Origin of the sequence: Methylobacterium oryzisoli, assembly GCF_046557895.1 — a bacterium.
GTDB lineage: Bacteria > Pseudomonadota > Alphaproteobacteria > Rhizobiales > Beijerinckiaceae > Methylobacterium > Methylobacterium oryzisoli.
In genome coordinates this window covers 97,598-117,715 of record NZ_JBKIBX010000009.1, presented here as the reverse complement: position 1 = coordinate 117,715, position 20,118 = coordinate 97,598, and the positions used below count along the sequence as shown (strand labels likewise).

The window sequence follows — 20,118 nt, the reverse complement described above, 5'->3', positions numbered from 1 at the left end:
AAGAGTGGCTGGGGCGCCAGGATTCGAACCTGGGAATGGCGGTACCAAAACACGCCCGACCGATGTTCTACCGCCTTGATCTCTTAGGCTTTTCCAGATCAGTCCGCCGCCCCTGTGCCGGCTTTTGTGCAACGATCGGCTCGCCGGTACGCGGATCAAGGTCGATCGCGGGCGCCTCGCCGGCCCCGTGCGCGGCCGAGCGTCGATCCTCGACCTCCAGGAACGCGTAGGCCCGTTCGGTCTGCGCGAGGGTGGTGTGCCCGAGCTGGTCGCGCACCATCTCCAGGCGCCACTTCTCCTCCTGCAGCAGCCGGCAGCCGTGCGTACGCCGCAGGTCGTGCCAGCGCAGCGCCGCCACCTTCGCGCGGGCAGCCGCGCGCTTCAGTCCGCGGTCGAGATGATTGAACCGCTCGCCGTCGTTCCGGTCCGGGCGGGGGAGGGCCGCTCGCCGCGTGGCGCCGCGGGTGGTGGTCGCCGCCCCATGGTGGAAGACGTAGGGACTCGTCATGTGGCGCGGCATCCGCTGCAGCACCTCGACGGCCGGCGGCAGCAGGATCACGGTCCGCTCGCGCTTGCCCTTGGCGGTCTCGGCCGAGATCGTCAGGTGCTTGCGGGCGAGGTCGACCTGCGGCCACGTGAGCGAGAACTGCTCCTCCATCCGCAGGCCTGTGTAGATGGCGAACAAGATGGCGTCGCGCACGTAGGGGAGGGCGCCGTCGAGCAGCCGCGCCTCCTCGGCCCGGGACAGGTAGCGCGTCCGCGGCGGGCTCTCGCGCAGGCCGCGCCGCTTGCGCTGCTTCAGGAAGGCCGTCACCGGGTTGACGTCGGCCCACTCCTTCTCGATCGCGAATCCGAAGATGGTCGAGAGGCAGGCGAGGTCCCGCCGGATGGTCGGGGCCGTTGCGCCGGCCGTGCGCCGGGAGGTCTCGAACTCCTTCAGGTCGGCGGTCTTGATCTCGAGGAGCAGGCGGGCGCCCAGCTGCTGGTTCAGCCACGTGATCGACACGCCGTAGCGCCGCAGCGTGCTCGGGCGCAGGGTCGGCCCATGCTCGCGGATGAAGTCGGCCATGACGGCGTTCAGCGTCAGCCGCGGCTTGGCGCCCCACGCCTGGGCTTCGAGCTCGGAGAGCCAGATTGCAAGACGCTGTCGAGCAACGACTTCAGATCGTGTTCCGAGGGACGCGCGGAGATCCTGGCCGCTCTTCTGGACTCGGCCCCACCACGTCTTGCCGCGGAGGTAGATGTCGGCCATTCGGGCACCGTCCTACGGGTTGCTTCCCACCATCGACGCACCGCTACCAGATCGAACTTCCAACTTGACCGCGGGCCAAACGGCTGTCGAGCACCCGGCACGCGGCCGGCCGCGGCCATGCGGATCCAGTGCCGCTCGGTGAAGCCGAACTCCTCGACGAGGCGGGCGGCGCTGACGTTCACGGCCCCCTCCGCAGCAGCTGCCATGCGAATGCGGTCGCCTGGGTCCTGAAGCGGAGCCAAGCGTTTGCCTCCTGTCGGGAATCGCGGGGCGCGCGCTGGTACGCGGCCGCCGCGTCGTGGAGCGGCTGCGGGATGGCCGCCGCAATCGCCGCCTCCGCCACCCACTGCCACACCGCTTGGCCCTCTGGCCCAAGGTCGTCCCAGGCCGGCGCGGCCCCGCGCGGCCCGAGCGTCATGCCGGCCCATCGGGCCTCGTAGGCGGCGCGGCCGAGGTCTTGCTGCTCAGTGCGCATTCGCCGCCTCCCGCTCTATGACGAAGGTCAGCTCCGGCCTATCGGCCAGCACGAGGAATCGCGCGTCCGGCCGGTAGTAGGTCTTGCCCTTGATGAAGAGGACGAGCTCGCCGCGATCACCCGCCGGCGGGAAGTCGAACCAGTCGACGTTTAGGAACGCGATCGGGTGGCCGCCGCCGAAGCAGTAGCCGTGCGTCAGCCGCTCCGGCAGCTGGTAGACGTGCAGGCGCCGCCGCTCGGCGAACATGAGGTCGAGATCAACCGGCATGCCCACCTCCCCCAATCCCCACCGCCGCCTCGATGGCTTGAGCCTTCAGCCGTCGCCATAGGCGGGCGGCGGCGTAGTTCACGAAGGGCGCCCGCTTGCGACGAGCGCGCGAGTAGGCTCGGCGCCGAGACTTGGGGATGACGGACCAATGCTTCTGGCACAGCCACTCGGTGTCCGGGCGCAGCCGGTCCGCCGCAGTGGTCCTTCGGCAGAACGGGACGCAGCAACAGACGCGGTCATGCGGCATGGCTGCGCTCTCCCAGCTGAGCTGCCTCGATCGCCTGGGCCCGGATCCGCCGCCACAGGCGCACCGCAGCCGCCGCCCGACGGTCCCGCAGCCTCTCGCAGGCCTTCCGGTAGGCCCGGCGCCGGATCGCCGGCACGGCGGCGAAGTGCTCGCGGCACAGCCATCCCGGGGCGCCCTCCTGGATCTGCTCGGCCCGGATCATCTCCCGGCAGTGCGGGACGCAGCAGGCGATGCGGATCATGCGCCCACCTCCGGCATCCCGGTGAACAGGCCAGGCTTCTCGGCCGCGGCCAGCGCGCGGCAGACCGCGGCGGTCGCCTCCATGCAGGCCGTCTCACGGTTGGTCTCGGCCCGCTGCATGCGGCCGCTCTCGAGGAGGCGCGGATAGACGCGGCGCCGCTGGCGCAGCTCGCGCACGACGCACGGGAGCTTGTCGGCGGAGGACCCCAAATTTTCCACGACCATCTCCCGTAGACGAGAGGCGATACAAGCTAAAAATACTGAAGCTTGGCGACGATAAATAATTCCTACGGATTGCCTAAATTGTGGTAAGCTGCAAAAATGCATCAGGAGACGACGATGCCTGCCCCCGACCAAATCAATCTCAGTTATTCGCACCCAAGGAGCGCGTCTGTACTTGCCGTAGCGGCAGGAGGGCTCGCGCTTTGTGTTATATTTCTTTATATAAGACCTGGACAGAATGGTCCAAATACCATGATTCCAGGCGGCTTGAGCGAGTTTGCGGCGATATTCGGAGCAATTTTGTTTGCATTTTATTGTGTCATTCTGGCGAAAGATTTGTTGAACTCTAATGTGATTGTATCGGTCGGGCGCGAGGGCGTTTTCGACCGACGAATTGCAACGGGGTGGATCCCATGGAATGCGGTTCGCGACATTAGCATCGTCGACCACCATTCGCAGAAGGCTCTTCTGTTTAAGCTGTCTAATTCGGAAGATGCTCAAAGGGCTCTGCGGAGGAAAATCTTCGGCGTTGCTAGAAACAACGCCTTGGGATCGCCGCGGGAATTTTACATCGAAGCAGGCAGGCTCAACGGTGGATTCGCGGCGCTTCACAGCGCCGTGACGCGCTTCCACAGCATCGTTTGAGTCTCGCCAATCGAAGGTTCTCAAAATTGCAAACATAGAGGAGAGCATCGTCACCTCACGCGGGCAGCATTTGCACTGAGCCGTCCGCGAAGACGGCATCCAGCGGCAAATCGCCGGTCGGCTCGTCGCCGGCCCTGCCAGCCAGCGAAGTTGGTGGTGACGAGGGAACGGGGCGCGCTCACCCCGCACCTCCCGGCTCGCCTCGGGTGCGGGTCCACCGGCTAATTGCTGCTGGCGTGCGGTCGGCCCGCCGCAAGCCGGTACGGTCAGTGCAGAGCTGGAGAAATCTCTGCGCGATTTTGTCGCATATATTAGCGTACTTTTTCTGCTCTGGAGGCTATTATGACCGGCAACGAACAAATCGACATATCCATCTCGCACACGAGAACGGGTATAATATTTGCTGTGTCGGTATTGGCTCTGAATTTTTGTGCTCTCTCCCTCTACATCAGACCAGGGGAGACAGGAGCCAATAGCATGATAGCAGGAGGGGTCGGCGAATTTGCTGCTTGTTTTGCAATGAGTGTGGTCGCAATTTGCATCATTTTTCTTTCCAAAGACCTCACTGATTACAAGTCTATTATCTCGATTGGAGATAAAGGGATCTTTGATCGGCGCATTTCCACAGCCTGGATACCGTGGAGCGCCATTAGTACGGTGAGCATTGTCGATCAAAACTCGCAGAAGAACCTGCTGTTCAAAATTTCCCAATCCGACGATGTTGCCAAGACGCTGCGGAAAAGGATGATCGGTTTTGTAGGCCTTGGTGCACCTGGAGCGCCACACGAATTCTTGGTTGAAGCTGGTAAGTTGAAGGGAGGGTTCACTGCACTGCACAACGCAGTGACCAAGTTCCACCAGATCCCGCATGATGGGCGCGCCCACTGACGTGGGCGTTCTGCGGCCCGCGAAGCTGTCGATGCCGAGGGGTCGCATCACGCCACCCTTCCGGTCACGAGCGCGTCGAGGTTCTGGATCGGCGTCCAGCGGATCAGCACGCCAGAGAAGGTGTCTATGCCTCGGGTGCTCGGGAGGGCTTTGGCCGGCGCGGCGATTGTGTTTGATTTGTGCTGTCAAGGAACAATGTGACCATAATTTAATGAAAATATCTGGAACCAAATCACTGCCTTTCGATTGAGGGAGGTTCGAGAACCACTTAGAGCCGGAAATGCCGCAATGAAAATCAATCGGAATGCACTGGATCGCCTTGCGTCTGAAGTTCGTGCAGAAATCAATAATCGCGTTGATTCCATGAAAATTATTTCGATTGATTTCGATGATATTACGAGCGCTGATCTTGTTCCTGGGTACACTGTAAGAACAGAGGGCGGCTCGGCGAAAGATCGGCTCGTGCTTGCTAAGCATATCATCCAAGTAATGGGACGGCACATGCGTCAGCTTGAAAATCGATACATCGCTGCAGCTTAGATGCTCAACGTTGATTCCGAACCTGTCAATGACGAGGGAGCGGGTCACCGTGAAGCCTCCACCTACATCCGATGCGCCCGCTCCGCCCCATCCCCGGCTGCGCGTGGCAGCGCGCGAGCGTAAGCCCGGGCCTCAACTTGGGAGAGCAGGAGGCAGACCGTCGTCAAACCGGCCGGGCCCGAGAGGCTGAACACGAGGTCGACTGCGCCGTCGGGGCGGGGCGCCGGCACCAGCGTCCAGCCGGTGAGCGGCTCGGGCAGGGGCAATGGGGCGGCAGACATCAAGCGCTCCTCTCACGCGCGGCCCGCGCTTCAGCGACGGTCCGGGCGACGATTTCCTCGGCGGTGAAGACGATGCGGCCCCGGCCCGAGCAGTGGTTCCAGCCGCGCCGGAACAGGCGGGTGTGCATCAGGCGCGGCGCCCCGTTCAGGCAGCAGCTCGGGCACCATTCGCCGTTGCCGGTCAGGTACGTGTCGTCCAGGGAGCCGAGCGGGCGGTCGGGGCTGGGGCGGGCGGCGGTCACCACACACCACCTTGACGAAGATCAAGGACCGCGGCCTGTCTGGCTTGCATTCTCCGTTTGGGATGGAGAGCACCAGGATGAAGCGTCGAAGCAAGAGTTATCGTGAGATAGAGGAAATAGCAGTTGCGTGCGCACAATCCTCGTACAAAGGTCGCTTTATACTGAGTATGAGATTTGAAAAAGGCGACGGTCCATTGATATATAGAACCTTTCGACTTCTTGTTAGCGCGTGCAGTGAAGATGAGTATGAGGCTTCTAAAAACCACATGAGGGAAACGATTCTCGGGTTGTTCGAGGCGTACGACGTTAAATCTTACATTATTCATTGAGGTGCTCCCGCCCGCGAAGCTGTCGATTACGACGGAGCGCATCACGCCACCCTCCCGGCCGCGAGTGCGTCGAGGTCCTGCACGGGCGTCCAGCGGATCAGCGCGCTGGAGGAGATGTCCTATGCCCGGGTGCTCGGTGTCCCCCTGGCTAGAGTGAAGGCCGTAATTGGTATTCGACATGACCCTACGACTGGCCGGTGATTTTTCGCACCGCCGTGGATCCGGTTTGCGCCAATGTGATTGAGAGTGGCTGGATAGCCAGAGAAAAGCGGGAGCGCCGCTATGAATCTTGACCATAATACCCTGAATCGAGTTGCATCTGAGGTCAGGGCTGAGATCAACAGCCGCGCGGGCCCTATACAGATCGTCGCCATCGAGTTCGTAGAAATAGGCGGCGGCGGTCATTTTCCGGCATACACTGTCAGAACGGCAGGAGGCACAGTTAAGGAGCGCCTCAAGTTCGCTCAAAATGTTATTGAGGCAATGAGTCGACACAAGCGCCAGCTCGAAGCTCGGTCTGCCGCAGCATGATAGATGTACGGGGCTAGCTGGGAAGCCGTTGATGACGGCAGGACGATTCATCGCGCCCCACACCTGCGCCGGCCACGTCCGCTCAGCCCAATCTACGGCCGTCCACAGCGCCGCCCGAGCGTAGGCGCGCGCCTCGTCGCGTGGAATCGTGACGCGGGCCGCCAGGGACCCGGGCTCGCCAGAGAGGCTGAGCGTGCTGGCGGGGCGCGGCATCGCGGCCAGCGCCCAGCAGGGAATCGGGTTGGGCAAGACCAGGGGCTCGGCCGGCATCACCGCACCTCCGCCCGCATCGGCACCGCCGTCGCGCAGAACATGCTGCCCGGCCGGCGCACCACCGGCGGCATCCCGCGGGCCGTGTCGATCGGCGCGGGCCGGCCCGAACCCTCGGCGGCGAGGAAGCGCACCACCGCGGCCACGAGGCGCTCGGAAGAGCTCAGGGCGTCGGCCGCGAGGTCGATGTTCGCCACCGCCCGGCGCGTCTCCGGGCAGTCCTCCGGCACACTCAGGCGCTGGGCGTGACGCCGGCAGCGGTCTTGGTGGATGGCGGCAGACTGAAGGCGGCGGCCCAGGTCGGCGAGGTCGAAGTCGCGCAGCGCGTCGCGCAGGCTCATCGGGCGATGCTCCCATCCTTGAGGGCGAGCATCAGGCCGCGGACGTAGGCGCGCCCGCTGTCCGGCAGCGCTCGGAACACGGTGAGCACGTCCAGTTCTTCCCGGGTCGGCTCGATCTGAGCGACGTCGCTGGTCAGGTCTTCGACCGGAACGCCGAGCGCCATCGCGATGCGCGGCAGCAGATCCGGCGGCACGTTTCGGCCTCGCTCGAACCGCGAGATGGCGTCGCCGTTGCAGCCGATGGCATGGCCGAGTTCTGTCTGCAGGATGCCGAGGCGCTTCCGGCGGACCATGATGCGCTCACCGAGGGAGCGCGGCGGGCAGGTGGACTGCATGGATCAGCCCTCCCGGCTCGCGCCGCGGCGCCCGCGGCCCGGCTCGCGCTCCATCGCGCGCAGCGCCTCGTCGCCGGGGAAGCCGCCATCGTCGGTGACGTCGCCCTCGCCACCGCGGTCATCGGCCGTATCGAGTTCGTCGTCTGCCTCGTCCGCCTCAGGCGCCTCCGCCGAAGGCTGATGCTCGATCTGGTCGGCGAGCGGGTTCGCCACCGCCTTGAACGGTCGATCGCCACCGCCGCGGCGGCCAAAGTCGTAGAGCTCGTCGTCCCGCCGGATCAGGTCGTCCATGTCGGTCGACATCGGCAGGCGCTTGGCGAGGCGGCGCAGCACCGTCTTGCGCGCCATCTCCTCCCACCAGTCGACCCACGGGCCCTTGTTCGCGGCCCGGCTGACGCGGCGAACCTTCTCGATCTCCTCGAGGCTCATCACCTCGCGGTAGATGCCGCCGTCCTTCGTCTTCGCGATCGCGTACGCCGCCCGGGGCAAGCCACGTGGGCCGTCGAGCTTCGGCTCGTGCTCGATGCGCTCCTCATCGCCGAGCACGTAGGCGAAGCGGTCGTTCTCGTGCACGACGTGGGCGGCGATGCTCGCCAGCTCGCCGCTGTTGCGCACCTTCTTCAGCACGCCGGCGATCATCGGCAGCCACTGGACCTTGCCGGCGTAGATGACGAGCGCGCCCTCCCGCTTGTCCGGCAGCAGGCCGTCCTGAGCCGCCTTCATGCTGGCCTCGAACAGCGACTTCCGATCGGCCTCCAGCAGCGCGGCATCGCCCTGCACGGCGGTCAGCACGACGCGCATGAAGCGCTCGGGCGGGATGTGCGGCGGCAGCGCGGCGGCGATCTCGCCGCTCATGCGCTGGAAGTCGCCGCGGAAGGCCTGGGCGGCCTGCTGGCGCTGCTGTGCGACGGTAAGCTGTCCCATGGTGTCTCCAGGCGTCAGCGCGACCCGCGCCACCACCGGGGCAGGGCGTCGAGGTCGAGTTCTTCGAGGGGGGCGTGGTCGACCCACGGCTGGTCGAGACCGTGCGCGCGGCGGGCGGCGACATAGTTCCAGAGCGCCGCGTCGACCGTCTTGTCGGCGATCGTCAGCACGTCGTTGCCGGGCGAGAGCGCGAAGCCCCACGTGAGCGGCGCATCACCCGTCGACCAGAACAAGAAGACGAAGGCGTAGGCGGGCGCGGCGGCGACGCGGGCGAGCCACGCCGGGTCGTGATCGCCATGCACGCGGCCCTCGGCGACGAGCCGCGCCAGCTGCGCGCGGCCCTGCAGGTAGGCGGCGGCCTGCACCGGGTAGTCGTACTCGGCCACGGCGCGCAGGCAGTTCGCCTGGAACGACGTCGGGCGGGTCGGCCGCGTGCTCTTGAGGTCGACGATCGCGCGCGGCTTCAGGTAATCGAATCGTGCCTTCCGGCGCACCGGCTCGCCGTCGACGGTATCGGTCCAGAACACCGACACCTCGGACATGCCGCCCGTGAAGGAGGCGGCGAGGTGCGGGTTTGCCAGCACCGCCGCAGCCGCTTCCTGAATCCGATCGAAGTCGGCGCCGGCGATCACCTCCTCGCCGTTCGGCGCGAGGCGTGCCCGGGCCTTGGCATCGAGGCGGGCGAGGTCGTCGGGCCGGCGCACGAAGCCGGCGGCGAAGGATTGCTGTCCCTCCAGCACCAGGGTGTGCACCGCCCGGCCGATGATCTGCGAGGGCGTGGACTCGTCGGCCGGCCGGCTCGGGTTGAGCACCGAGCCGAACCAGTAGTCCGCCGGCTCGGCGGCGAGGCGCTTGCCCGCCTCGCCGCTGGCGCCGTCACCATCTCCGGCGCGCCAGGCTACGCCCAGCTCGTGCGCGACCTCGCTACACGGCGCGGCCTGATTCACACGGCCGAGCGGCTGGCGGATCGCGCCCGCAACGAAGGATTCGAGACCTCGGCCGAGAGCTTGGTCGAGGAGGCCGAGGCCGACCTGCTCGCCGCTCGTGCCGGCGGAGCACAATCGCACCTCGCCCGCATGACGGCCGCCGAGGGTGGCGCATGGATGCTCGATCGCATCAACTCCCTCCGCTCCGGTGCGATCGAGAGCACAGCGGTGCCGACCGGGATCCAGGAGCTCGACAGGGTCACCAGCGGCGGATTCCAGCGCGGTCAGCTGTGGCTCATGGCGGGCAGGCCCGGCATGGGCAAGACCGTCGCGATGACCTCGCTCAGCCGGTATGCGGCTCGGGAAGCCGGCGTTCTCGTCTTCCAGCTGGAGGTCACCCGCGACCAGCAGTGGGCGCGGTACTTGGCCGACCTCGCCTATGTCTCGCACCGCCCCCTGACCTTCGGCCAGATCATGCGCGGTCGCGACCTCGATGACGAGGACGTGTGGCGGCTTCAGGACGCGCACAAGCGGCTGCAGCGCCTGCACCTGACCGTCGAGTGCGAGCCCAGCATCTCGGTGCCTCAGATTGTTTTCTCTGTGAAGGCCGAGAAGAAGCGCCTGGAGCGGCTGGGACAGCGGCTCGGCGTCGTGTTCATCGACTACCTCAAGTTCATCAAGGTGTCGGAGCGCTACCGCGGCAACCGGGTGCTTGAGATCGGCGAGATCAGCGGGGCTCTCAAGCAGCTCGCCAAGGCCGAAGACATCTGCGTGGTGCTCCTCGCTCAGCTGAACCGCGGGGTTGAGGCCCAAGGCCGCGAGGACAAGCGCCCCACCGTGGCCGACCTGCGTGATTCCGGCGAGCTGGAGCAGGATGCGGACGTGGTCCTGCTCCTCTACCGGGATGCCTTCTACATCGAGAAGAACCCGAAGCTGAAGACGGATCCCGAGCTGCAGGATCGGTTCTACCAGCGCCAGCACTCCCTCGAATTGATCCTCGGCAAGAACCGCGCCGGACCGACGAGCACCCTCGACCTCTGGTGCGACGTGTCGGCGTCGTCTGTCGCCTCGCACGCAAGGGGTCCCGCATGACCACCACCGACCTGCCGGCGCCCCCGGTGCCCGCGGACACGGATATCTCCGGGTTCGCTCGCTTCATGCTCGACGTCGACCGGCTGTTCGCCTCCGAGCTCTGGGCGCTCTCCACTGGCGAGGAGTTCAAGGCCGCGATGGCGCTCTGGGGCCGGGCATGGCAGCAGACGCCGGCCGGCTCGCTGCCCGACGACGACCGGCTCCTGGCGGCCTTCTCGGGCACGCATAAGCGGTGGCCGAAGGTCCGCGAGATGGCCCTTCGCGGCTTCGTGAAATGCAGCGACGGACGCCTCTACCATCGCGTTCTGTGTGAGGAGGTCGCTCGTGCTGCAAAGCACAAACGCGAGCAACACGAGCGAACCTCACGAGCGACCGAAGCGCGCCGCCGTAAGGGCGACGATCAGCCTTCGCCTCCGTCCGGAGCCAGAAAACTCAATGGAATCAACAAAACGGACGAACGTCACGTTGGTCGTCACGATGACCGTGACGTAGGTCGTGACGGTGAACGTAACGATGTACGTCACGAGCAACGTCACGATCCGCATGTTCCGACCGTAACGAGGTCCAATAGACAGGACATAGACAAGACAGAAGAAAGAGAATCACCACCGCCGCCAGTAGCTCACCCCGCGAGGCGCGAGTCCGGGCCGGGTTCGGGCGGCGGCGACGCGTGGCAGACGAGGGAGAATTTCGACCGGGTGCTGGACCGGTGCCGCGCCCTCCTCGGCGACCTCGCGCCCTGCTGCGCCATCATCGGCCCGATCGTCCGCCTCGAGGCCGACGGTTACGTCTGGGACGACGAACTCGCACCTGCCCTCCTCGACGTTTCGAGATCGCAGCGCTCTGCGATCCGCACCTGGGCCCTAATGGCCCGGATTGCGAAAGAGCACATGGATCGTCAGCGACTTAGCCAAACAGCGCGAAGCGGTGCGGCAGCGAAACCGGTACCCGACGCGCTCCACGCCGAGCACGAGGGCTGCCGCGTGATCTGGGAGCAGACGCTTCGCCCGCTGATCCAGGCCGACTGGGCCGACCTGCCCGACTGGGCGCCGCTCTGGGCGACCGGTCACCCGGTCTACAACGCGACGACGGCGCCCAACGGGACCTTCAACCAGAACCCGGCGATGGCCGGCACCACCGGCAACATCACGCCTTTCACGACGGCCGGCGGCGTCGGCAGCGGCCAGCTGGTCACCGGATACACGCTGGTCGCGGCGAACATGGCGGGCATCACGGCCGTCTTCAGCAAGGGCACCGACAGCGACGGCTACGCGACCCAGGTGATCGAGCTGTCGGGCACCGCCGGCGCCTCGGCGCCCTCGATCGCGCTCCAGGGCAGCCTCTCCGGGCTCGCGGCGGGCCAGACGGTGGCCGCCTCGTGCCGCATGAAGCTGGCCGCGGGCCACAAGGGGATCAAGCAGATCTTCAACATGCTGAACTCGGGCGGGACCGGGAACGGCATCCTGCGGTGCATGTACAACGCGGGGCCGCTGCAGCCCCTGTCCTCGTCCCTGGCGCGCGCCTTCGACCGCAAGTTCCTAACCCCGAAGATTACGCTCGCGGTCAACCCGACCTTCGCCATCCACGAGGCGTGCCGGATCGACTTCGCGGCCAATTCCGAGATCTCGATGCGGCTTGAGATCAGCCGCAATGCGGTCCGCGCCTATCCCTGATGTAGCCCGCGAGCAAAGCCCCGTCGTCGACGGCTAATCCTTCCGAGGATCCTATGCAATTCTTCGATCATCTGAGCCTCGGCCAAGCGGCCGAGATCGCGGGCGCGCGCCAGATGCGCAACGGCTCGCTCGTCGTCCAAGCCAAGGTCGCCCGCGGCGGCAACATCCAGGACTACCTGGGCGCCGAGGTCGGCCGGCCCGACATGCCGATCGTGCGGGTCTACCGGGACGCCGACGAGGTCTTCCGGGCGGACTCGCTCAAGACCTTCGGCCACAAGCCGGTGACGCTCGATCACCCGGCGACGCCGGTCCCGCTGCATATCGGGCGCGTGATGATCAACCCGGTCACGATCTCGGCCGGCGTGTCGACCGTCCGCACCAACGGCCTCTCTCAGCCTTAAGGCGATCATGGACAGCTTCGATCGACGCGACCCGGCCGCGGAGCCGGGCGACGACGCACGCCTCGACACGGCCGGACCGATCCGCGGCGCCAAGTCGAGCGGCGGCGGCAAGGGCGGGGGCAAGTCGGCATCCAGCGCGCCCGACACCCTGTTCTCGAACGCCACGATCCGCATCGTGGACTTGCTCGGCGAGGGCGAGATCAAGGGCGTCGTGGGGGGACTCAAGGGGGTCTACCTCAACGACGTGCCGGTCATGAACGCGGACGGCAGCCTCAACTTCAAGGGCATCGAGGTCGACTTCCGCAACGGCTCGCCCGACCAGCCCTACATGCCGGGGTTCCCTGGCGTCGAAACCTCCCAGGACATCGGCACCACGGTCCGGCAGGCGGTCCCGGTCACCGCCAGCATCTCGGACGAGGGCGCCGATCGCGCGCGGGTCATCATCGAATACCCGGCGCTATTCCTCGCCAAGAGCGATGGCAGCGTGCGCGAGAACGTCGTCCAGTTCCGCATCGAGGTGCGGTACTCGGGCGGGCCGTGGGTCAACGAACTCGGCGACATCCAGATCACGGGCAAGAACACCAGCCCGGCCTTCGACACGTTCGAGATCAACCTGCCGCGCAACCCGGTGGGCACGTCGTCCCCCTGGCAGGTGCGGGTCACCCGGATCACCCCGGACACCGACCCGTTCAACAACAGCCAGGACAAGTGGACGAGCCAGTCGGACATCGTCTTCTTCTCGCTGACCGCGCTTCAGGACGAGAAGTTCACCTATCCGCACAGCGCGCTCGCGGGGCTCAAGGCCGACGCGGCGAACTTCGGGTCGAGCGTGCCGGCGCGCACCTACCTGATCGACGGCATCCTGATGCCGGTGCCGTCGAACTACGACCCCGCCACGCGCACCTATACGGGGATCTGGGACGGGACCTTCAAGGAGGCATGGAGCGACAATCCCGCGTGGGCCTTCCACCTGCTGCTGGAGAACGACCGCTTCGGGCTGGGCCAGCACATCGACGTGGCGGCGATCGACAAATGGTCGCTCTACGAGATCGGCCGCTACTGCGACGTGCCGGTCTCGGACGGCAAGGGCGGCCAGGAGCCCCGCTTCACGTTCAACGGCTCGCTCTACCAGCAGGACGAGGCGTTCGAGCTGCTCCAGCAGATCGCCCAGATCTTCCGCGGCATGGCCTACTGGTCGAGCGGCACGGTCACGGCGACCCAGGACCGCCCGGCCGACGTCAAGGCGCTGCTGACGCCCGCCAACGTGATCGACGGGGAGTTCTCCTACGCCTCCTCGGCCCGGCGCGCGCGCCACACGGTAGCGATCGTCAGCTGGAACGACCCGAGCAATCTGTTCAAGCAGGAGATCGAGGTCGTCGAGGATCCGCGCGGCGTCGCGCGCTACGGCTACAACCCGACCAAAATCGATCTGCTCGGCTGCACGAGCCGGGGGCAGGCGTATCGGCACGGCCTCTGGACGCTGCTGACCGAGCTGTACGAAACCCAGACGGTCACCTACCGGGCCGGCCTCGATCACGCGGTGCGCCGGCCGGGCGACCTGATCGCCATCCAGGACCCGCAGGTCTCGAACCTCGACCTGGGCGGCCGCCTGCGGGGCGGCTCCAACGCCAGCCAGCTGTTGCTCGACCGCACGATCACGCTCAAGGCCGGCGTCCAGTATTTCGTGGCGGTCACCCTGCCGGACGGCACGGTGGTCGAGCGGGCGATCGACCATTTGGTCGATGGCGCGCAGCTGGCGCTGACCAACCCGCTGCCGGTGGCGCCGGACGCGGCCGCCGTCTGGCAGATCTCGGGCGACGTACTGCCCCAAACCTTCAAGATCGTCTCGATCAAGGAGACCGAGCCGCACATCTACGAGGTCGTGGCGCTGGAGCACGAGCCCAGCAAGTACGCCGCCGTGGACGACGGGGCGACCTTCGTCGAGTCGCCCATCAGCGAATTCCCGAACCTCGTGCTGCCGCCCAAGAACGTGTCGGCGCGGCCCTCGACCTACTTCGAGCTGAACCAGCCGCGGCAGGCGATCCTGCTGTCGTGGACGGCGGGTCAGCCGTTCAATTCGCTCGCCTACTACGTGACCGCGCTGAAACCGAACGGCACGCTGGTCAGCCTGCCGCGGACGCAGTCGCTCTCGGTCGAATTCCTCGACGCGCCCTCCGGCGACTGGCAGTTCGTGATTCAGACCGAGGGGCTGAACGGCCGCCTGTCCGAGCCGGTGATCTACGACTTCACCCTGGAGGGGTGGGAGGCCCAGGCCGGCCCGACCATCGAGAACCTGCAGGTGAAGGGCGGCGGGACCACCTTCCACGGCCGCTCGTGCACGGTCGAGTGGACGCTGGCGTGGCCCGAGGGCGTGACGCCCTACGACGTGGACTACGTCTTCCGGGTCTTCGATGTCGGCACCGACGTGCTGCTGCATCAGGAGGTACTGGAGGCCGCCCAGGCCACCTACGACTACGACGAGAACGTGAACGAGGGCGGCCCGCGCCGCTCCTTCCGGATCACCGTCGCGGCCCGCGACGCGATCGGCCGCGAGGGCGTGCCGGCCGCGCTCGTGGTCACAAACCCGCCGCCCGCGGCCGTCCTCCCGACCCTGATCTACACCTCCCTGAGCATCGGCATCGAGTTCTCGCGGCCGAACGACCCGGACTATGCCGGCTTCCTCGCCTGGGTGTCGAAGGATGCCGGGTTCAACCCGCTCACCACGCCTCCCACGCACGACGCGATCGGCAGCTTCCTGCTCGTGCCGGCCGAGCCGGACACGACCTACTACATCCGGGTGGCGCCCTACGATCTGTTCGGGAAGAACCCCGCGGAGCTGAACATCTCCGCGGAGCAATCGATCCGCACGCAGCTGTTCCCGGTCGACACCACGGCGCCCGATATTCCGACCGGGGTAGTGCTGACCACGAAGCTGGTGACGTCGGCCACCGGGGTCAGCACCTCGGAGATCGAGGCGGGGTGGAATCCCGTCACGAGCGACAACTTCGGCTTCTACGAGGCCGAGATCCTCGAAGGTGATCTTCTCTCGCCGCTCTCGACGTGGGGGCAGCGGCAGTTCCTCGACGCCGAGCGGTCGGTCTGGCGCGGCCTCAAGCCGGGCGTCTCCTACTCGGTGCGCGTGCGCGCGGTGAACGACACGCGCTTCGCTTGGTCCGGCTGGTCCGTGATCCAGACGATCATCGCGGCCAAGAACACCACGAAGCCGGGCGCCATCACGGGCTTCACGGCCACGGGCGCGGTCGACAGCGCCGCGCTCGACTGGGTCAACCCCTCGAACAACGATCTCGCCTACGTCGAGGTGTGGGCCGGCGGCGAGACCGCGAGCGTGGCCCAGGCCACCTTGCTCGACAAGGTCCCGGTCCCGCTCGCCAGCTACTTCGACCAGGGTCTGCGCGCGGCCGGCGTGCGCCGCTACTGGGTGCGCCCGGTCAACAGCTCGGGCACGGTGGGCGACTACGTCGGCCCGCAGACCGCGCAGACGCTCCAGATCCAGAAGGAGCAGATCGCCAACGGCGTCATCGACGCGACGAAGTTCGCCGCGAACATCGCCAAGAACCTCACGGTCGACACCCTGCCGACCACGAAGGTGGCAGAATACGTCACCCTCTCCACCAACGGCCTGCTCTATCGCTGGGATCCGGTCGCGGGCGCCTACACGTCCTCGGTCGGCACGGTGAAGGCGGGCGACATCACCGGCACGATCACGGCCGCGCAGATCGCGAGCCTGCGCGTCGACCAGCTCACGGGCCAGCTCACCGACGCCCAGGTCGCCGGGTTGACGGCCACCAAGCTGATCGGCCAGCTCACCGACGCGCAGATCGCCGGGCTGAGCGCGGCGAAGCTGACCGGCCAGATCACCAGGACCCAGATCACGGACGGGGCGGTCTCGACGCCGAAGCTGGAGGCCGGCGCGGTCACCACCGACAAGGTGTTCGCGGGCGCGATCACGGCCAGCAAGATCACGCTCGCCGACATCTCCAACATGGTGATGAACGGCGACTTCAGCTCGGGCAACGCGGACGGGTGGACCGCAACGGCCGCGGGTGCCTACTCGTATGTCGAGAACAGCGGCGTCAGTACCGATGTCGGAGGATACTTCTGCTTTCGGTCTAACTTCCGCGATCAGGCGATGACCAACTGGATCTCGGGCCAGGAGGACGAGATCATCTACGTCTCGGCGATGGTGCACCAGCAGCATGCGAGCCGGGCCAACCTTCTCGTGCACTCGGTCGATGGTGCCGGCAACAACACCCCGACCAACAGCCTGATCTATGCAGCGTTCACCGACGTCAAGAGCACCTGGGTCCGCATCGAAGGGCGGGTCAAGCTGCCGCCCGGGACGCAGAAATTCCGCCTGTGGCTCCAGAACGAGCGCACGGCCCAGGACAACACGCTCTGCTGCTTCTGGGGCAAGGTTCAGGCCCGCCGTGCCGCCTCGGCGCAGATGATCGTGGACGGCGCCATCATAGCCGACAAGCTCGCGGCGAACAGCGTCACCGCGAGCAAGCTCGCGATCGCCAGCGCCAACCTCGCCTACAACCCCGACTTCTCGCAGGGCATGCGCGGGTGGAGCCTTTACGTCGGCAACACCACTGTGTCCGCAACCACCCTCCAGCAGCCCTACATCGACCAGACCTGGGCGCCGTCCGGCTTCAAGGCTATCGGGGTGCTCCACCGCGGCAACCCCGGCACGAAGCAGTGGGGGTTCTACAACACCCCCATCAATGCCGCCGGCGGTGCCGTGGACGGCTACACCGTTACCGAAGGCGTTACTTACGAGTTTTCGGCGTTCATCTCGAATCACCGCTGCCGCGCGCAGATCTACGTCGACTTCGTGGACGGGACTGGGGTCTACAAGGGCACCTACATTGCATCTCTTGCGAACGGGGCCGGCGGCGGCGCCGGGGGGTCGCCCGCGACCTACCCTAGCGTCAAACTGATCGTTAAGGCCCCCGCCGGGGCGGTGCGCGCCTACGTCTACTTCATGGGCATCGACGCCACGGCGGCCGACCCTTACCTGTTCGTCTCCGGCTTCATGATGGCGGCCACCTACGTGGGCGCCACCGAGACCAGCCCCTACGTGGCGCCGGGCCTCACGACCATCGACGGCACCGGCATCATCTCGAACTCGCTCAACGCCGACCGCATCGTGGCGGGCAGCATCGGCGCGCGCGAGATCGCGGCGAACTCGATCACCGCCAACAAGCTGACGATGGCCTCGCGGTCGATCCAGACCGCCGGGTTCAACTTCCGCTACGAACGGGCGATCAACCGCCTCCAGTGGGATCAGGGCTGGATCTACTACCCCGATGACGCCGGGGTGACCCAAGGCGTGAATGTTGCGGCGGGCTATATCGACAATGCCAGCTCGACCTGGGGCTCTCTGAATTGGAGCAAGGGCGCCACCGGTATCACCTGGAGCAACAACCTCAACTACGCCCAGGAGGCCGGAGCGAATTGGATGTGCCTCGTCGCCTGGGACGGCAGCGGCCTCGACATCAAGCACGGCAACACGATCATCGACGGCGGGCGCGTCGTCGCCAACTCCATCCACGGCGACAAGATCACCGCTGGCTCCATCGCGGCCGACCGCCTCGTGGCGAACTCGATCACCGCGGGCCAGATCTCCGCAGGCGCGATCGGCGTGAACCAACTGGCCGCAGGCGCGATCACCGCCGACAAGCTCGGGGTCGGCCTCGCCACCACCAACCAGTTCGCAAACAGTGACTTCCAGGCGAACATCATCGGGGTCACCGGCTCGTGGTGGTCCGACAACATCGCCCCCACGCTTCAGTGGAACGCGGACTGGGCGCCGGTCGGTCTCAACGACGTCATGCTCTACCGGCCGGATACGCCCGGCAACGGGGTCGTCGCTGACTGGCAGATGCGACGCCGCACCCAGGACAGTTGGGCTTTCAGCTATCCCGCCGCGGCGGGGCAGTATTACGAGGCCTCGTCCTACGTCAGCACACACCGCTGCAAAGCCCAGGTTCTGATCCAGTTCTTGAATGCCGCGGAGCAGGAAGTCGGCCTCTTCTTCTCCAACGTCAGCGACGATCAGCAGGTCGGTCGCGCCACGACGATGAACAACTGGCCGCGCCTGGTCGTGAAGGGACAGGCACCCGCCACTGCCTTCTACGTGCGGGTGATCTTCCGCACGACCTTCAAGGGGATCGCCCAGCCCTACAGCATGTGGAGCGGCATCTACCTCGGGAGCGCCAGCCCGAACCAGACGCAGTGGACCCCATGGTCGCGACAGGCGGCCACGGTCATCGACGGCGGCTCTCTCGCCACGAACAGCCTGCATGCCGACCGGATCATCGCGGGGTCGATCACGGCGGACAAGATCGCCGGCTCTACGATCACGGGCGACAAGATCGCCGGGCGTTCGATCAGCGCAGGCCACGTCGTGGCCGGGCAGATCTGGGCCGAGCACATCGCGGCCGGCAACATCACGGCAGACAAGCTCGCGGTGAACGCGGTCCAGTCCAAGCACGTCACCGTGAACTCGCGCGGGTTGGTGGTGCGTGGCTGCGATTTTCAGGTCAACCGCAACAACAACACGGTGTCGTGGTCGGACGGCCACGTCCTGTGGACCGACGACAATGGCAACCCGGCGGCCACCTACATCGCGGCCGGCAGCGTCGGGTGGGGCGGATGGGTCAGCATCGGGTGGTGGAAGGGGGCGGGCTACCTCGACGCCTACAACGACACCAACGGTGGTTGGACCATGTATCTCAACCACGCCGACAGGGTGATCTTCGCGACCTTCACCGGGGGCTCAACGGGTCTCGTCGTGACCTACGGCGGCACGATCCTCGACGGCGACAAGATCACCGCCGGGTCGATTACCGCTTCGCGCATCGCTGCGGGCCAGATCAACGCGGGTCACATCGGCGCCGGGCAGATCACGGCCGAAAAGATTGGAGCAGGACAAGTCACGGCCGATAAAATCGGAGCCGGCACCATCACGGCCGGGAACATCATGCTCGGCAACCATCGCTTCGTCTTGGAGGCCTACGGCGGCGGATCGATCTACCGCCGGATGTACATTCGGGATGACAACGACAACCTCCGGGCGATGTTCGGCTACATCGGCGACTTCGCCACGGGCGAACGCTCCCAGGCCTACGGCCTCGTGCTGTGGGATCCCTGGGGCACCCAGATCTTCAACGGTGGTGGTTACCACGGTGGCGCGGTCTGGACGCGCTCGCTCGGCGCGCACTCGATCGTCGCCAACGCCATTACCACGAACGAGATCACCACCGGCAAGCTCATCGTCAACGGCCACATCTACCAGCAGGCCGTGACCCAGGTGGTCTACTCCTCCACGGGCGGCCAGGGCACCTTCGTGGACATCTACGTCCGCGAGAGCGGCACGCCCCTGCTGGTGCAGGGCTACTCGGCCGGGACCAACGGCGTGCCCATCGTCGAGGTCGGAGGCGGGGGCCGGATGCACCTGTTCCAAGAGGATCTGGGTCGCGGTGGCGGGCCGGTCATCATTGCCACCATCTTCCACACCAAGTCGCAGTACGTGCAGGGCTCCTACATCTACACGGCGACGGTCGGCTTCACCCGGCAGGTGATGGAGGCAGGATCCGCCCGGTGATGAAGTCGTAGCGGACGCAGTGCTGGGTGCTGAGGAAGTAGGCCGGGTTCTCGGTGTAGGTCGGCTCGCGCGGACCCGGGGGCGTGGACGGCTCCTCGTCCGCCGGGACCGGGACCGGCAGGCTCGGCCCCTGCGGTTCCGGGTTCTCCGGCGGGGGGCCCGCGGGAGGCGCATTCTCCTCCACGGGGGTGTAGGTGCTGAGCGGGGGCTCGACGGTGGCTCCGATATCGCTCATCGCGAGAACTCCGTGACGAAGATGGAACAACCGACACCCTGGCCGCCGAGGTCGTTGTTGACGTGGAAGCGGTAGGTTCACCGGGCCGCTCAAGGGCGAGCAGCCGCATCTCGCGCGCGGCGACGCGCTGA

General features: G+C 66.3%; 19 protein-coding genes. 7 read left to right on the top strand and 12 right to left on the bottom strand.

The genetic code is table 11. The features are described 5' to 3' along the window. Positions 1-67: 67 nt before the first annotated feature. The 4 genes from ACKUB9_RS11340 to ACKUB9_RS11325 all read right to left on the bottom strand — a co-directional run bounded on the left by ACKUB9_RS11340 (position 68) and on the right by ACKUB9_RS11325 (position 2,701). Entirely contained in the window at positions 68-1,252 is a 1,185-nt protein-coding gene (locus ACKUB9_RS11340; RefSeq protein ID WP_407521904.1) for a tyrosine-type recombinase/integrase, read from the bottom strand. A gap of 464 nt (positions 1,253-1,716) precedes the next feature. Further along, positions 1,717-1,995 (bottom strand): hypothetical protein, encoded by a 279-nt coding sequence (locus ACKUB9_RS11335; protein ID WP_407521902.1) that lies wholly within the window; start codon positions 1,993-1,995, stop codon positions 1,717-1,719. Positions 1,996-2,231: 236 nt separating this feature from the next. Beyond that, positions 2,232-2,483: a hypothetical protein gene (locus ACKUB9_RS11330; protein ID WP_407521900.1), complete on the bottom strand. Its 252-nt coding sequence runs from the start codon at positions 2,481-2,483 to the stop codon at positions 2,232-2,234. Next, the gene (locus ACKUB9_RS11325) at positions 2,480-2,701 is read right to left on the bottom strand and encodes a hypothetical protein (protein WP_407521898.1); all 222 of its coding nucleotides are present in this window, start codon (positions 2,699-2,701) and stop codon (positions 2,480-2,482) included. The genes ACKUB9_RS11330 and ACKUB9_RS11325 overlap by 4 nt, the downstream gene beginning before the upstream one ends. 120 nt (positions 2,702-2,821) lie before the next feature. On the opposite strand from ACKUB9_RS11325, the gene ACKUB9_RS11320 reads away from it, so the two are divergent. The 3 genes from ACKUB9_RS11320 (at position 2,822) to ACKUB9_RS11310 (ending at position 4,777) form a co-directional block, all read left to right on the top strand. Beyond that, entirely contained in the window at positions 2,822-3,349 is a 528-nt protein-coding gene (locus ACKUB9_RS11320) for a hypothetical protein (RefSeq protein WP_407521896.1), read from the top strand. 342 nt (positions 3,350-3,691) lie between these two features. Next, a complete protein-coding gene (locus tag ACKUB9_RS11315; protein ID WP_407521893.1) occupies positions 3,692-4,237 on the top strand; it encodes a hypothetical protein in 546 nt (181 codons plus the stop codon). Between the two features lie 288 nt (positions 4,238-4,525). Then, entirely contained in the window at positions 4,526-4,777 is a 252-nt protein-coding gene (locus tag ACKUB9_RS11310; RefSeq protein WP_407521890.1) for a hypothetical protein, read from the top strand. Positions 4,778-4,839: 62 nt separating this feature from the next. Here the strand turns inward: ACKUB9_RS11310 and ACKUB9_RS11305 are convergent, their stop codons facing one another. From ACKUB9_RS11305 to ACKUB9_RS11275, 7 genes are read right to left on the bottom strand one after another with little or no spacing between them, the layout of a single operon-like run. Continuing rightward, a complete protein-coding gene (locus tag ACKUB9_RS11305) occupies positions 4,840-5,058 on the bottom strand; it encodes a hypothetical protein (protein WP_407521887.1) in 219 nt (72 codons plus the stop codon). Further along, complete coding sequence (locus ACKUB9_RS11300; protein WP_407521885.1) at positions 5,058-5,300, bottom strand: hypothetical protein; 243 nt, start codon at positions 5,298-5,300, stop codon at positions 5,058-5,060. Before ACKUB9_RS11300 ends, ACKUB9_RS11305 begins: the two co-directional genes overlap by 1 nt. Beyond that, on the bottom strand, positions 5,297-6,430 hold the full coding sequence (locus ACKUB9_RS11295) for a hypothetical protein (protein ID WP_407521882.1): 1,134 nt from the start codon (positions 6,428-6,430) through the stop codon (positions 5,297-5,299). Before ACKUB9_RS11295 ends, ACKUB9_RS11300 begins: the two co-directional genes overlap by 4 nt. Beyond that, a complete protein-coding gene (locus ACKUB9_RS11290) occupies positions 6,430-6,771 on the bottom strand; it encodes a hypothetical protein (protein ID WP_407521880.1) in 342 nt (113 codons plus the stop codon). The genes ACKUB9_RS11295 and ACKUB9_RS11290 overlap by 1 nt, the downstream gene beginning before the upstream one ends. Next, positions 6,768-7,106, bottom strand: a complete 339-nt coding sequence (locus ACKUB9_RS11285) for a helix-turn-helix domain-containing protein (RefSeq protein WP_407521877.1) — start codon at positions 7,104-7,106, stop codon at positions 6,768-6,770. Before ACKUB9_RS11285 ends, ACKUB9_RS11290 begins: the two co-directional genes overlap by 4 nt. Before the next feature lie 3 nt (positions 7,107-7,109). Next, positions 7,110-8,066, bottom strand: coding sequence for a recombinase RecT (locus tag ACKUB9_RS11280; RefSeq protein ID WP_410824669.1), 957 nt, complete (start codon positions 8,064-8,066; stop codon positions 7,110-7,112). Beyond that, the gene (locus tag ACKUB9_RS11275; protein WP_407521872.1) at positions 8,045-8,977 is read right to left on the bottom strand and encodes a PD-(D/E)XK nuclease-like domain-containing protein; all 933 of its coding nucleotides are present in this window, start codon (positions 8,975-8,977) and stop codon (positions 8,045-8,047) included. The genes ACKUB9_RS11280 and ACKUB9_RS11275 overlap by 22 nt, the downstream gene beginning before the upstream one ends. On the opposite strand from ACKUB9_RS11275, the gene ACKUB9_RS11270 reads away from it, so the two are divergent. From ACKUB9_RS11270 to gpJ, 4 genes are read left to right on the top strand one after another with little or no spacing between them, the layout of a single operon-like run. Continuing rightward, positions 8,942-10,048, top strand: coding sequence for a replicative DNA helicase (locus tag ACKUB9_RS11270; protein ID WP_407521870.1), 1,107 nt, complete (start codon positions 8,942-8,944; stop codon positions 10,046-10,048). The two genes, ACKUB9_RS11275 and ACKUB9_RS11270, sit on opposite strands and share 36 nt — an antisense overlap. Continuing rightward, positions 10,045-11,721 carry a DUF1376 domain-containing protein gene (locus ACKUB9_RS11265; RefSeq protein ID WP_407521868.1) on the top strand — a complete coding sequence of 559 codons (1,677 nt, stop codon included), beginning with the start codon at positions 10,045-10,047 and terminating at the stop codon, positions 11,719-11,721. Before ACKUB9_RS11270 ends, ACKUB9_RS11265 begins: the two co-directional genes overlap by 4 nt. 53 nt (positions 11,722-11,774) lie before the next feature. Continuing rightward, the gene (locus tag ACKUB9_RS11260; RefSeq protein WP_407521865.1) at positions 11,775-12,122 is read left to right on the top strand and encodes a DUF2213 domain-containing protein; all 348 of its coding nucleotides are present in this window, start codon (positions 11,775-11,777) and stop codon (positions 12,120-12,122) included. 7 nt (positions 12,123-12,129) lie between these two features. After that, positions 12,130-19,752 carry a TipJ family phage tail tip protein gene (gene gpJ / locus ACKUB9_RS11255; protein WP_407521862.1) on the top strand — a complete coding sequence of 2,541 codons (7,623 nt, stop codon included), beginning with the start codon at positions 12,130-12,132 and terminating at the stop codon, positions 19,750-19,752. Here the strand turns inward: gpJ and ACKUB9_RS11250 are convergent. After that, a complete protein-coding gene (locus ACKUB9_RS11250; protein ID WP_407521860.1) occupies positions 19,715-19,987 on the bottom strand; it encodes a hypothetical protein in 273 nt (90 codons plus the stop codon). The genes gpJ and ACKUB9_RS11250 overlap by 38 nt on opposite strands. Between the last annotated feature and the right edge of the window lie 131 nt (positions 19,988-20,118).